Raw genomic sequence first — 12,685 nt, 5'->3', positions numbered from 1 at the left:
GAAGAGCAACTCTCGAACGCAATCTCAGACAGCGGTACAGGACATCAGTGGGGCACACCTACTCCAGCACGACGGGCGAGGTCCAGCGCTTCGGGAGAAGCACCCCATCCGTCGGTGGCAGCATTGGGTTTGGCAGGCTGGTAGAGCAGGAAAAGGCGCTTGGGGCCGGGTACCGCGATGACTCCGGCGAATCGTGGATCACCGGCGAACCAGATCTCCGCTACCTGCACGGTCTTCTCGCTTCCGTAGCCCCGCCCGAGACGGCGACGCCACCAGGAAGACCGAGCGTGACCGTGCATGATGACGTGGACAACATCGTCAGGTTGATCCGGGTTGGGAAACGCCAGCCAGACGTCGCCGAGCTTTGCTCCCGGAATCTGCCCGATTCCGCTCGCCGGTGTCTTGTGCCCTCGCCAGGGATACACCTTCAGGATGCGGCGTGTCTGCGCAGCCGCAACTAGGTACTGACGCTGAAGGAATGACCGGTAAAGGGCGTATACGGCTACCGGGAGCATGACCCACATCGACCACCGTCCCGCGAGGATCATGAGGACGAAGGCACCGACACAGATCGCGGGCCAGAGAATCTGGCCGACAACCGCGAAGGTGAACAGCTTCTTCCAGGCACTTTGCGTGGCGGAATGACCCCAGGCAGCAGCTGAACTTGTGGGGTGATGTACTGGGTCCATGTCATGCCTCGCCATGATCTTTCGGCAACGGGTTCTCGAAGGTGACCATGCGGGCGGATTCCCGGAGTAGGTTCCGGTACTGGTCCGAACGGTGAACGGCAGTCGTCGACAGCGTAAGGATGGCTAGCTTACGGGCATCCGGAAATGGCACGTAGGCGACAACCTGAAGCAGGTCCTGCCGTGTATCACCGAGTTGAGGGCTGGTTCGAACTTCCACGAGCGACGCAGGACCGCACGGCAGCTCAAGGGTCTCCACATGACCGGCGCCTGGCATTGCCGCTGCTGCACGAGCAGCCGTCACGCCACGTGGAGCCCAGGAAGTCTCCTGCCAGCCAACGGTGAACAGCGACAACAGGAGACTTCCGTCTCCCTCGTCGTCACGGTGCGCCCCCACGGAGCAATGGATGACGCCGCTGTAAGCCAGCACCTGAGCCAAACGCCGGACTGGCGCCAACAGCTCCACGCACTGTTGGGTTCCAGCGGGACCGGTCAGCATGGTGGCAAGCGCCTCGAGTGAGTGCTGTTGACGCTCAGCGACTGCCGGTACTTCTTCCATTCCAGCAACGTCTGCGGATGGAACCGGCACGAAGCCCGCAGGTAGCGCAAACCAGATGTCCGCTCCCGGCATCCGGGCGGACGGATCGATGACGAAGGTGTCCGAGCTCACGAGGCGGCAGCCACTCCCCTGAACAGGTACTGGAGTACGCCGGCTGTAGCCGCCCCGTCGATGACACCGGTCCTGACTCCATCCAACGTGCCCGTCACGGCCTTGGCCCCATCGGAGTCCAGGGTGTCGTACAAGCTGCCCGCGATCCCGTATGCGGCTGTGCCGGCTCCCAACCACGTCGCCCCGGCCTCCACCTTCGGCAGCACCTGGCCGGTGCTCGCGCCGAAAACGCGTGATCGCTCCAGCACGCTCGGCGCTTCGGAGACGGCCACTGCTTCCTCGCGGATCGAAGCACCGACAGCGGCGGCCTTCTGCCCCAAGGTCAGGACCTCATCCGCGCTGCGGGCTGCAGCGCTCAATGCCTCCGGCGCCTTCATCAAACCCTTGGTCACAGCCCCGAGCCCCGGCACGATACCCAGTGCGTCCCCGGCGACCGAAATCGCATTGCTCCAGAAGTCCACGTCGAGTTCGCCCTTGCTGATGCCGTCGCTCAGGGAGGCCCACACTTCGTCGTCCTGCAACCGCAGCGTGAGGGCGGTCCCGCTCAACAGCCCGGCGCCCAGCAGGAGGAGTGGCACTGCTAGCGGCCCGGTGGCGAACAACGCGATCACCCCCAGGATCGCCGCAATACCACTGAGGATGTCCGGCAGATTGTCGCCAAGCCAGTCCGTGAACTTGTCCCACGCACCAGGTTCGTGCGGAGCCAGTTTGGTCGTGGCGTCGCCGATTTTGCCAGCGCGGTACCGGGCCCGCTGCTCGTGCTCCTCGGCAAGCTTCTTCGCCCGGCCGATGATCTTGTCGAGGTCGGCCTGGGCCTCCTCCACTGCCGTATTCGCGTGGGTGAGTGCCTTCTGGGCGTCATCGTGACGGGCGCCCTTGGTGTCCAGATCGGGGGCCTTCTCGGCCTTGCTCGCACGGCCCTTCGCCGCGTCCAGAACTGCCTGGGCGTCCTTCGCGTCCTTTTCCAGACGTCTGGCCCGCCGCCGGAAGTCCTCGAGCTCTCCCTCCCAGCGGTCCAACTGCCTGGAGGCCTTCCGGATCGAGTGCGCGGCGTTCTTGAGGTTCAGAGGCAGCGTCCCGCCATCCAACTCCTCCCGGAAGGCGACAGCGGCATCGCCCTTCCAGTAGCTGCCGTCCATCAGCTTGGTGACCAGGTCGTGGCTTTCCTCCAGGACCTTGGCACAGTTCACCAGTTTCTTGCGCAGCGCACGGACCGTGTCCGGGCTGCCCGGAGTGGGGTTGAAGCCCAAGTGGGCGTAGTCGGGGTTCGCGACATGGCGGCCCGACTGGAGTCCTTGCGGCTTGTCGAGGTCCGTGGTGTACCGAGGGTCGGCAGCGGTGCCCGGACCGCCGGAACCAGAGGGGTAGGTCATGTGGAACGCCCCGAACCGGCCTTGCCGTTCCGAGCCTTCTTCAGCGCCTGTTCCAGCGCTTTGTCCACCTCGTTGTAGCTGTCCTTGCTCTGCCCGATGATCTTGGCAAGGTCCTCGGTCTGCTCACCGATCTGCTCGGTGCCGTACTTCCAGTCCTCTTGGAAGCTCTCGCACGCAGCGTCCAGGTCGTCTGTACCCAGTCCGGTCACTGAAGCGTCACTCAGGGCTTTGTGCAGTCCCTTCAAGGAGCTGCCCGACTTCTTCAACAACTTCATGAAGTGCCCGAGCTCATCGTCGTCGACGGCCAGCCGCTCCGCCATGCAGCCGCTTCCTCTCCACGGTCCTTGCCGCTTCCTCGAGTAAGTGACTCTAGTCGTTCCGCTTACGCGTGGACGGGGCGGCCACCCACACGGGTGGCCGCCCCGCGGTCGGAGCTGTGCATCCGCTCAGCGGTTGACGGACTGGATCTCCTGTACGACGACGTCCTGGGTGGCGCCGAACGTGCCGTCAGGGAGGTCGCCGCCCGCACCGCCGCTGCCGGTCCAGTCGATCTCCCAGGTGACCGTGGCCTGGAGCGGGTACGTGCCGCTGCCCGAGGAGCGCAGGTACTTCACTCCGCAGGGTGGCGTCTGGTCCGCCTTGCCCTTCGCGTAGGGCTCACCGATGCGGCCCTTGTTGATCTGGCAGACACCGGAGGCCGGGTAGGTCTCGGCGTCCTTGGTGCCCGGTTCGATTCTGAGCGACGTCGGTCTCGCCGTCGCCGTCGCCGTGATGCCGATCACCGGTACGGACGCGGTGACGGAGACCGGCTTGAAGTCGGCGGCGTCCAGCCAGGCCCAGGTCGGGAGGTTGACCTTGGTCTGTGCGGCGGGGGCCAGGGTCACCTTGGTGCTGGGGACCCGGATCTCGGCGTAGGCGAGTTCGGCGAGGATCTCGGGCGTGACGGCGTTCTTGATGTTCGCGGGGGGAGGGTCGCCCTGGTCCACCCAGAAGGGCTCCTCCGTGCAGGCGTCCCAGCCCGGGGGGAAGTCCTCGTCGACGAACGAGTCCCAGAAGTAACCCTTGCCGGCCTTGTCCTTGTTGAAGTCCTTGTACGGGTGCCCGTTGACGTACCGATCGCGCTGCTTGGCGTCCCATTCGTAGCCGGTCGAGCCCGCTTCCCACACCGGCTCCATGGTCTTCTGGAGCTGTTCCGGCGTGTACTTCGGGGCGTACCAACAGGGCGGCGGAGTCCAGGACGTGGAGGACGTGAGCGCGCCGGCCGATTTTCCGCCGCCGTTCTTCGAGCGGTCGAAGACGACCCCGCCCACGGTGACGGAGACGGTGCCGTCTTTGCCTGCGTTGGCCTCCTGTGTTTTACCGTCCGTGCCGCCGAATCCCTTGTCCGCATAGGCGGGGGCGGCAATGACCAGGACGAAGGCTGTGACTCCGGAGGTGAACAGCAGGCGTCTGGTACGGATCAAGGCTGGCACTTCGCGCTCCCCCGCTGCGAGATCAGTCGCTCGGTGACCCATACGCCGTTGTCGTTCTTACGCAGAGTGCCTGCGTAGACGACGTAGCTGTTCTTGGTCACCGGCGTGACATCGGTCTTCCCGGTCTTCAGGAACTTGTTGAACGCTTTGCTCTGGTCCTCGCAGTACACGAGTGCGGCCGTGCCGCCGTCCTTGATGGTCAGGCTCTCGTTGTAGTAGCGGGTCAGGCCAGTCGTGCGTGCCTTGTGGTCGACGTACTCCTGGATGTACTTCTGGCTTTCGGCCGCGGCCGCGCCTTCCGAGTAGAAGCGGTACGCCTTGTCGAGCGGAGCCTGCTTGGCGATTGCCATGTCTACGGCCCTGATGCGCTGCTCGGCATCGTTGAGGACGGCGTCCTTTTGAGCGTCGCCGGTCTTCTTCCATTCGAACTCGTAGGTTACGTCCGCAGGGAGTTCGATCTTCGGCCGTCCGCTCGCGGCCGATTCGCTCGGACTGGCCGAGGGCGACGGCTTGTCCCCCGTGTCTGCTCCCGCGATCTTGTCGTTGTGCTTGTCCTTGGAGCTGTCATCGCTTCCGCACGCGGACAGCGTCAGGGCCGCTGCGGCGGTCAGCGTGAGCGCTGCGAGGAGGGTGGGGCGGCGGGTCACGGTCGGCTCCCGGGAGGTGGCGAGGGCTTCTCTTGAGCGAACCAAAGCTATACAGCGGGGTGCGGCCGCACCAGGGTGAAGGTTGTCAACTGGCGGGGTGTATGGGGAGGAATCGGCGTTTCGTCGTCACCTTTGCGCCGTAACGGTTGGATAACGCGCCCCTGAACGGGCCAACAGCGTTGCGGCGTTGGGCGTTTCAGTTATGAATCAGCAAAGGGCACGGGTCCGTGGGCCCATGTGAGGGCGGCCCGACCCGGATACGTTCGGGGTGAAGAGCTGCCGGCAGGTGGCACGGTCGGAGGGGGACCTGGTGGGGCGGCGTTGGCAGGACGGGCGTGGGGAGCTGGTCGTGCACGGAGAGGACGGGGAGCCGCCCGTCAGGGTGCCACTGGAGATCGCCGGCTCCTATCGAGCCCGTACGAAAGGACTGTTGGGGCGCGAGTTCCTCGAGGGGGCGATGCTGTTGTCCCCCGCCAACAGCGTGCACACCTTTCGTATGCGCATGGCCATCGACGTCGCCTATCTCGATCGGCGTCTTCGCGTCATAGCCGTACGGACCATGCGGCCGGGACTGCTGGGGATGCCGCGGTTGCGGGCCCGGCATGTGGTGGAGGCCGCGGCCGGGACGATGGGCGGGTGGGGAGTGCGAGAGGGAGCCCGGCTGGAGGTCGTCGTACGGGTCGAGTGAGGTGAGTGGCCTCGATCGTCTTCTGCGGTCGGCAACGGGTGCAGAGGCCTCATGGGGTCCACTCCTGCGCGGCATTCCTCGTCGTGGCCGGCAGGCTGGGGTCGGAGGCCAGTCGCGCCAGGGCTTCCCGGCTGCCCGGGACGTCCTCCGTGCGGTGGAGGAACCAGATGGCCTCCTGGACCGCGCTGCCGCACCGGGCGCTCCGCTCGGCGAGTTCCGCGGCCCAGCGGGCCGTTGCCGACGGAACAGCCGGTTCATCGTCGCCCGCCGCTCCTCCGCCTTGCGGGAGGTCGGCGAGCCAGCGGAAAACGGCTGCGGTGACCCGGTCAGCGATCTTCGTACACCAGAACCTGGCGAAGGCCTCGGCGTCCATGCCTGGAAAGTCGAACCCCAACGACCTGCACTCGCGCCACGCCTCGTTCATTCGCTCGCGAGTGACCAGCCTCGGGTACGGCATCAGGGCCCGCACCACCTCGGCAATGGCACTGCAGTCCGCCGGAGCGTCCATGCGCAACTGCGCGTCATCCCGCACCCGCCCGACAGCCAGACACGCCTCCAGGGCGGAACGGGCCTGGGCGAGGCTCTGGGAATCCAGCGCGGTCGCGCCCCAGCCGAAGTCGTTCTGCCAGGAATACGGAAGGCTCTGCAGCCCTTCGGGCAGCAGCGGCTCCTCGTCGCGGGTGGCTTCCCGGGCACGGGCGTCGTACACCGAACGGCGCAACCCGAGAAGCCGGGAACGCACATATTGGCGGAAGTCCCGGACCTCGTCGTCGTTCACGAGGCCCATCAGGGTCTGTTCGCCGCGCGGACGCCCCAGCGAGACGAGCAAGCGCACCGCCGCCTCGACCGCCACGCCGGCCCGCACGAACGCGGCGGCAAGCGGCACGACGTCTTCAGCCTCCTCATCGTTCAGCATCCCGGCGGCGGTTGCCCGCTCGATGAAAGCGAACGCGTCGTACGCCAGGGCCTGCCGCACCGAGGCGGCCCACTCCGCCGCCACCTTGTCGACCCACTGCGGAGTCGGTGGCTCAGGCACCGTGGGGATCCCCATGTCAGCCCAGATGCCGACCACTTGAACCACCCGCTCCCGGGTGACCTCGGACGTGGTCGGCATGATGCGGGTCAACCAGGCGTCTGCCTCGTCCAGGGTGTGGTCGTCACGGTCGTCGTAGAAGTCGCGTAGGTCCTCGTCCCAGTCGTGCACATCCTGCCGTCGGTCGGGCAGGCACGCGCGCAGCACGTGCCGAGCCTGCTCACGTCTCTCCTCCGTGGGGGCAAGCGCCTCCAGAGCTTGAGACCTGCGGTATGTCAGATCGCGCCAGGGCGGTGGCAGCTCGCGCATGGCATCGGGCAGCAGGTAGGTGTCCACAATTCGCTCTCCGTCCGTGCCCCGGCGGTCCCGAGACCCTGGCGTCATGAGACGCCCAGGTAATCCATCGCTTCCTTCGGATCCCTCATCCTGGACCAGTCCATCGTCCCGGCCTGCTTCCGGGCCTGGATCTCCGCCTCCATCCGCCTGAGCTGACTCGGGGAGATGTCCGTGCCGGCGATCCGTACGGGCACCCGGTTCTTCGCCATGGTGCCGGCCGGTGTTCCTTCAGGCTTGTACTTGACGCCGTCCCGCTTTCCGCTCTTGTAGCCGCTGAAGATATTGGTCCATTTGTCAGTGGTCTCGATCTCGACGCGTGTCGCCCTTCCTGGGCTGCCTTTCCCCTCCCATGTGGCCAGATCTTCGACCTGCCTTTCGAAGTCGGCCTTGATGGTGGCATTGCCCGTGTTCTTGACCTCCACGGCGTGGACCTTGCCGTCCTTGCCTCGATAGAGCACGTCGGCGTCGTTGATCTCGGAGACGTTCACCGTTTCGCCGTTGCCGAGATCGACGTTTTCCTTGCCGAAGTCCTTGCCGACAGCGGTGTGCACGATCGTGCCGGGTGCCGCCTCGCCGTCGGCGGCTCGCTGCACAGCATTCAGTTCAGCACGTGCCTGGCTGAGTTCGTCGGTGTTCTTGGCGTTCGTGACCTTGCTGGTCAGCGACGAGCGGGCCTCCTTGGAGATGTTCTTCGTCCCGGCCAGGTGGGAGATCTCGTCCAACGCCCGGGCAGCATCCTCCTTGCCGATCTCCTTCTTGTCCGGGTCCGGGTTGTCCTTCGCCCGCTGAACGAACTCGTCGATCTTCCTCGGTGCGTGTGGGATGCCCGCGTCCTCGAGTGCCTTCCTGGCAGCCTCATGACGATCCGCCAGCTCGGCCCCGTCTGCGGCCCTGTCCGCCTCGTCGGCCTGCTTGCGGGCATCCTGGGCCCCCTCCTTGGCCTCCTCGTCACAGCCGTCCTGAGCGAGGACGACGTACGGGGAGCCGGACGGGCCGGCGGCGAGGACCGTGGTGCCTGTGCCGGAGGAGCCCGTGAGGAGGCCAGGGGTGATCCCACGGGGGGTGCCGCCGTACGGAATCCGGCGGGCCGGCGCCGCGATGGTGCAGCCCGACTCGCGGGCCCGCTTCTCGGCCGCGTCCGCCGCCTCGTCGGCCTCCTTCGCCGCCTTCCGCGCGCCCTCGGCATCGCCCGCCTCGGCCGCCTTGCGGGCCTTCTCCGCCGCGTCCGCCGCCTTGTCGAGGGATTCACCGACCTCGGCCAGCTTCTTGAACTTGGTGAACTTCGTGATGGTCTTCGGACTGAAGATTCCGATGACGCCCACCACGGTGTTGCCGATGGAGGCGCCGTAGTTGCCCTTCTCCCAGTTCTCCTTGTCGACGAACGTGTCGATCGCCAGGTCGGACACGAAGTCCTCGGGCGAATTGACCCAGCCCCATACGGAGGAGAGGTACTCCCCCTTGTCCCACTTCTCGCCCAGCTCGTCGGACTTGTCGCCCCACCAGTTCGTGGTGTAGCCCTTCAGGCCGTTCCAGGTGTCATTGACCGAGCCGACCGGGTCGCTGACGAAGTCCATCGTGCTGGCCAAGAAACTCTTGGTCGGCGCCACGAAGAAGCCCCGGACATGGTCCATGAACGTCCTGTCGTGGCGTTCCTGGTCGTGTACGTCGTCCCAGAGGGACTTGTCCTCGAACGGGCCCGGAGCGACTGGGGATGCCGCGCCTCAGGTCACGACACGTGGTGGAGGCGATGTCCGGGACGATGGCCGGGTGGGGGATGCGGACGGGGGCGCGGGGGGAGCTTCTGGTACCAGCGGAGGACGGATAAGGGGCTCCTCGTCTCCGCAGTCCTCGCAGAGACGCAGATCTGTTGCCTGTCGCATGCTGCTGCCACGGCTTCAGGTGTGGGCGTCCGCCGCCTCGGAGAGGAGGACTGATGCCTGTTCGACGGCGACACCGCGCTGTGCATGGAGAGTTGCCAGTTCCGTCGACCAAGCCGGAAAATGGCCCGCCCTCCACAGGTGCAATGCGAGCCAGGAGAAGGTCCACTCCACGATCCAGGCGCCGATCCGGGTCACCCATCGGTCGGTGAAGTCCTCGGGGCCGGAGTCCCGCAGGTCGATGCCGAGCCGTACGCACTCGTGCCAGCCCTCGGTCATACGCTCCCGGGTGACACTTCGTGCGTCCGGCATCAAGGCGGCGAGCACGATGCGTACTTCCTCCCACCCGGGCCGCGCTTCCTCACGCTCCCACCAGCGGCCTTCCGGTTCGGACGGCGGCTCCGGCCACTCCAGCGGGCGGTCAGGCAGCAGCGCCTCGAGAACGGCCCGAGCACGGGCGGTGAGTTCCTCCGTCGCCTCCGGATCGTCGGGAGTGGCGACACCGCCGTGCCTGCCGTACGGGAAGTCGCGTACGACCTGGGGAAACAGTGGTTTCTCGCCCTCGACCGAGCGTGCCGCCATCTCCTCGTACACCTGCGTCCGCAGCGTGATGAGATACGTGCGGGCCCAGCACCGGTCGTACTCGCCCACCGACTCGTCGACCACCACACGAGCCAGTGCCTGCTCGCCGTGGGGCGTGCCGAGATCCTTGAGCAGGTCGATCGCCGGCAGCGCGGCCAGACCGGCGCGCACGCACGACTCGGCCGCCGCCGCGACCGCGGCGGCAGGCGGGGCCTCTCCCCGTCGGACAGCCTCCCGCACGGAGCGCAGCAGGCCTTCGATCCGGTGGACCGCCCGTTCGCGGGCGCGCGCGGACTCGAAGCGCCGGCGCTGTCCGTCGGTGAGCGGCAGGTCGCGTTCCTTCTCGAACCGCTCGTAGAGCTCGTACTCGTCCTCCGTCCAGCCGTGCGTGGTGGGCGGGGCGGCCGCGATCGTCGCCGCGAGATCGTCGAGGATCGCGGTCGCGTTCTTGTTGTGCGTCATGCGACCCCCAGGTAGGCCATCGCGGTCGTCGGGTCCGCCATCTTGCCGGATCGGATGGCCTCGTACTTCTCGGTGTCGCTCTTGGCGTTCCAGGCGTCATTCATTTTCCGGAGCTGCCCCGGGGAGACGTCCTGTCCCGCGATGCGCGCTCCCACACCGTGCTCGGCCATCGTCAAAGCGGGCGTGCTGCTCGGACGTACCTTCGGCTCGCCTGCCGCCTTCTGCGCCTTGGTCTGCTTCTTGTACTGGAACTTGTCGAAGATCTTCTGCCAGTCCTGGGTGGTGGCGATCTCGTACCGGGCCACGCGGCCCGGCGCCGCCTTCTGCCAGTCCCCCAACCGTTCGACCTGGCCGGGCAGGGACGCCTGCGTGGTGGCGTTCGCCCGGTTCTTGACCTCCACAACATGGACCTTGCCGTCCTTGCCCCGGTACGCCACATCGGCGTCCGGGATGCCTGAGACGTCGATCTCGCCGCCCTGGCCGTCGTCGCGAACCGGCGACTCCCCCTTTCTCGCCCGCTCAGGACTGTCACCGATGTCCGAGTACACAGTGGTGCCGTCCGCCGCCTCGTCCTTGGCCACGCGCTTGGTGATGTTCGCCTCGGCGAGATTCTCGGCGAGTTGATCCTTGTTGGCCGAGTTCAGTGCCTTGGACGCGAGCTTCTGCCGGCTCATCGGGTCGATGTTCTTCTGCCGCAGCAGGTCGGTGAGGTCGTCGATCGCGTCCGCCGCCTGCTTCTTGCTGATGTCCTTCGCGTCCGGGTCGACGTGGTCCTTAGCTCTCTTGAGCAGGTTGTCCAGCATGCCCTCCTGGAGGTTCACCCGCTCGTTCCGCTTGGCGTCCTTCATGACCTCCCGCAGCAGCTCGGCCCGTGCGTCCAGGGCCTCCTGCTGGGCCTTCCGTGCGTCGTCCGCGTCGTCGCCCGTGCATTCCTTGCCGCCTCCTTCGGCGACGACGATCCGGCCGGCCTGCGGGGCTGCCAGGACGCCCGTGCCGGTGCCCGCGACGCCGCCGACACGCGCGCCACCGCCGTACGGGACGCGCCCGATCGCGATCGTGCAGCTGCCGTTCTTCTCGGCCTTCTTCTTGGCCTCGTCGGCGTGCTTCTGGGCCTCGTCCGCGGCCTTCTTCGCTCCGTCGAAGTCACCCGCCCTGGCTGCCTTGCGTGCCTTCTCCGCCGCGTCCGCCGCCTTGTCGAGGGCTTCCCCGACCTCGGCCAGTTTCTTGAACTTGGTGAACTTCGTGATGGTCTTCGGGCTGAAGATGCCGACGACGTTGACGACGGTGTTGCCGATGGAGGCGCCGTAGTTGCCCTTCTCCCAGTTCTCCTTGTCGACGAACGTGTCGATCGCCAGGTCGGACACGAAGTCCTCGGGCGAATTGACCCAGCCCCATACGGAGGAGAGGTACTCCCCCTTGTCCCACTTCTCGCCCAGCTCGTCGGACTTGTCGCCCCACCAGTTCGTGGTGTAGCCCTTCAGGCCGTTCCAGGTGTCCTTGACCGAGCCGACCGGGTCGCTGACGAAGTCCATCGTGCTGGCCAAGAAACTCTTGGTCGGCGCCACGAAGAAGCCCCGGACATGGTCCATGAACGTCCTGTCGTGGCGTTCCTGGTCATGTACGTCGTCCCAGAGGGACTTGTCCTCGAACGGGCCCGGAGCGAGCGGGATCGTGTCGTTCGGGCCCGCGCCCTCGTAAGTGATGATCTGGGCCGACGCGGGGATGCCGCTGCCGCCCGTGTCACCGACGCCCGTGGCTGCGTTCGTGCCACCGGATTCCGTGCCACCACTGGCTTCGGTTCCGCCGTCGGCATCCGTGCCTTCCTGGCCGCCCGCGTCGCCCTGGGTTTCCGAGTCGCCTTGGGTGCCCGCGTCGCCGTTCCTGCCCGTGCCGCCGTTCGTGCCCACGTCGCCGTTCGTGCCCGTGCCGCCGTCTGCGCCCGCACCACCGTCCGCGTGAGCGCCGCCGTCCGGGTCCGCGCCGTTGCCGCCGTCGGCGCCAGCGTCCGCATCGCCCTGGTGGGCGGCGTCGTCGTCCCCGGCCGCGCCCGTCTCCGTGCCGTCACCCTGCGGAGCGGGGCAAGCCGTGCCCGTCACCGAGCAGACGGCCGACTGGACGCCGTCGGCGATGCGCCCGCCGAGGCCGCCCACCGACAGCGCGACGATGATCGCCGCGACCACCGCGATGAGCCCCGCGTACTCCACCGCGGTCTGGCCCTCGTCCCGGCGCCAGCGGATCATTCGTTCCAGGCTGAACGGCCGCCGCTCCTCCCTGTCCTCGGGAGCGCTCTCGAACCACTCACGCGACCGGGCACGGCGCAACAGCACGACGACCGCCACCGGCAACGCCGCCTGCGTGATGCCCCGCAGATCGCCGTGCATCAGGGTGCCGAACGACAGCCACACGATCCACGCCTGTACGGCGATCAGTGCGCGGCTCGTCCATACCCCGCCCCGCCACAGGCGCCGGGCCAGGTAGACCCCGGCCACGCTGGGCAGCGAGTCGTACACCAGGATCCCGAAGATCTCCCCGGAGTAGTACGTCACCACCGACAGCACGGTGACCACGTAGACCGCCGTCAGCGCGAACTGCACCCACAGCAGTACCTGCGCCCAGCCCAGTTCCTTGGGCAACGGCGAACGCCGGCCCCAGGACGGGATGTTCTGCGCACCCCACGTCCCGCTCGGCGGTATGGAGTTACCGGCACCGGACATGAGTGACCTCAGCTCGTTCAGCGGCGATTCAGGACGAACACCTGGGCGAGGCTAAGGAACATCGATCACTCACACATAGGCCCCTGGCCCCAACTCCGGGCCCATTCGCACCGCAGCGGAGTGCTGTCGCGGGAACGAGTGGGGG

General features: G+C 67.0%; 11 protein-coding genes. 1 reads left to right on the top strand and 10 read right to left on the bottom strand.

The window, feature by feature from the left end:
* Window positions 1-44: 44 nt before the first annotated feature.
* From AB0B29_RS07575 to AB0B29_RS07550, 6 genes are all read right to left on the bottom strand, one after another.
* Window positions 45-689, bottom strand: coding sequence for a hypothetical protein (locus AB0B29_RS07575; RefSeq protein ID WP_362235220.1), 645 nt, complete (start codon window positions 687-689; stop codon window positions 45-47).
* 1 nt (window position 690) lies between these two features.
* Window positions 691-1,356 (bottom strand): hypothetical protein, encoded by a 666-nt coding sequence (locus tag AB0B29_RS07570; RefSeq protein ID WP_362235217.1) that lies wholly within the window; start codon window positions 1,354-1,356, stop codon window positions 691-693.
* The gene (locus AB0B29_RS07565; RefSeq protein WP_362235214.1) at window positions 1,353-2,729 is read right to left on the bottom strand and encodes a hypothetical protein; all 1,377 of its coding nucleotides are present in this window, start codon (window positions 2,727-2,729) and stop codon (window positions 1,353-1,355) included. The genes AB0B29_RS07570 and AB0B29_RS07565 overlap by 4 nt, the downstream gene beginning before the upstream one ends.
* On the bottom strand, window positions 2,726-3,049 hold the full coding sequence (locus AB0B29_RS07560; protein WP_362235212.1) for a hypothetical protein: 324 nt from the start codon (window positions 3,047-3,049) through the stop codon (window positions 2,726-2,728). The genes AB0B29_RS07565 and AB0B29_RS07560 overlap by 4 nt, the downstream gene beginning before the upstream one ends.
* Window positions 3,050-3,175: 126 nt before the next feature.
* Complete coding sequence (locus AB0B29_RS07555; protein ID WP_436845800.1) at window positions 3,176-4,201, bottom strand: hypothetical protein; 1,026 nt, start codon at window positions 4,199-4,201, stop codon at window positions 3,176-3,178.
* Entirely contained in the window at window positions 4,189-4,848 is a 660-nt protein-coding gene (locus tag AB0B29_RS07550; RefSeq protein ID WP_362235209.1) for a hypothetical protein, read from the bottom strand. The genes AB0B29_RS07555 and AB0B29_RS07550 overlap by 13 nt, the downstream gene beginning before the upstream one ends.
* A gap of 286 nt (window positions 4,849-5,134) precedes the next feature.
* Here AB0B29_RS07550 and AB0B29_RS07545 point away from each other — a divergent pair, with 286 nt between their 5' ends.
* Window positions 5,135-5,536 (top strand): DUF192 domain-containing protein, encoded by a 402-nt coding sequence (locus AB0B29_RS07545; RefSeq protein WP_436845799.1) that lies wholly within the window; start codon window positions 5,135-5,137, stop codon window positions 5,534-5,536.
* A gap of 49 nt (window positions 5,537-5,585) precedes the next feature.
* On the opposite strand, the gene AB0B29_RS07540 is transcribed toward AB0B29_RS07545, so the two are convergent.
* The 4 genes from AB0B29_RS07540 to AB0B29_RS07520 all read right to left on the bottom strand — a co-directional run bounded on the left by AB0B29_RS07540 (window position 5,586) and on the right by AB0B29_RS07520 (window position 12,540).
* On the bottom strand, window positions 5,586-6,905 hold the full coding sequence (locus AB0B29_RS07540; protein ID WP_362235206.1) for a hypothetical protein: 1,320 nt from the start codon (window positions 6,903-6,905) through the stop codon (window positions 5,586-5,588).
* Between the two features lie 44 nt (window positions 6,906-6,949).
* Window positions 6,950-8,536 carry a hypothetical protein gene (locus AB0B29_RS07535; protein WP_362235203.1) on the bottom strand — a complete coding sequence of 529 codons (1,587 nt, stop codon included), beginning with the start codon at window positions 8,534-8,536 and terminating at the stop codon, window positions 6,950-6,952.
* A gap of 264 nt (window positions 8,537-8,800) precedes the next feature.
* The gene (locus AB0B29_RS07525) at window positions 8,801-9,826 is read right to left on the bottom strand and encodes a hypothetical protein (protein ID WP_362235200.1); all 1,026 of its coding nucleotides are present in this window, start codon (window positions 9,824-9,826) and stop codon (window positions 8,801-8,803) included.
* A complete protein-coding gene (locus AB0B29_RS07520) occupies window positions 9,823-12,540 on the bottom strand; it encodes a hypothetical protein (protein WP_362235197.1) in 2,718 nt (905 codons plus the stop codon). Before AB0B29_RS07520 ends, AB0B29_RS07525 begins: the two co-directional genes overlap by 4 nt.
* Between the last annotated feature and the right edge of the window lie 145 nt (window positions 12,541-12,685).

Origin of the sequence: Streptomyces tibetensis (genome assembly GCF_040647715.1) — a bacterium.
GTDB lineage: Bacteria > Actinomycetota > Actinomycetes > Streptomycetales > Streptomycetaceae > Streptomyces > Streptomyces tibetensis_A.
This window is presented reverse-complemented; position numbering and strand designations above follow the sequence as displayed.

Bases quoted from the DNA above. Each gene is read 5' to 3' on its own strand.
- AB0B29_RS07575 (WP_362235220.1), bottom strand. From the start codon at position 689: ATGGACCCAGTACATCACCCCACAAGTTCAGCTGCTGCCTGGGGTCAT.
- AB0B29_RS07565 (WP_362235214.1), bottom strand. From the start codon at position 2,729: ATGACCTACCCCTCTGGTTCCGGCGGTCCGGGCACCGCTGCCGACCCT.
- AB0B29_RS07560 (WP_362235212.1), bottom strand. From the start codon at position 3,049: ATGGCGGAGCGGCTGGCCGTCGACGACGATGAGCTCGGGCACTTCATG.
- AB0B29_RS07535 (WP_362235203.1), bottom strand. From the start codon at position 8,536: ATGGACCATGTCCGGGGCTTCTTCGTGGCGCCGACCAAGAGTTTCTTG.
- AB0B29_RS07525 (WP_362235200.1), bottom strand. From the start codon at position 9,826: ATGACGCACAACAAGAACGCGACCGCGATCCTCGACGATCTCGCGGCG.
- AB0B29_RS07520 (WP_362235197.1), bottom strand. From the start codon at position 12,540: ATGTCCGGTGCCGGTAACTCCATACCGCCGAGCGGGACGTGGGGTGCG.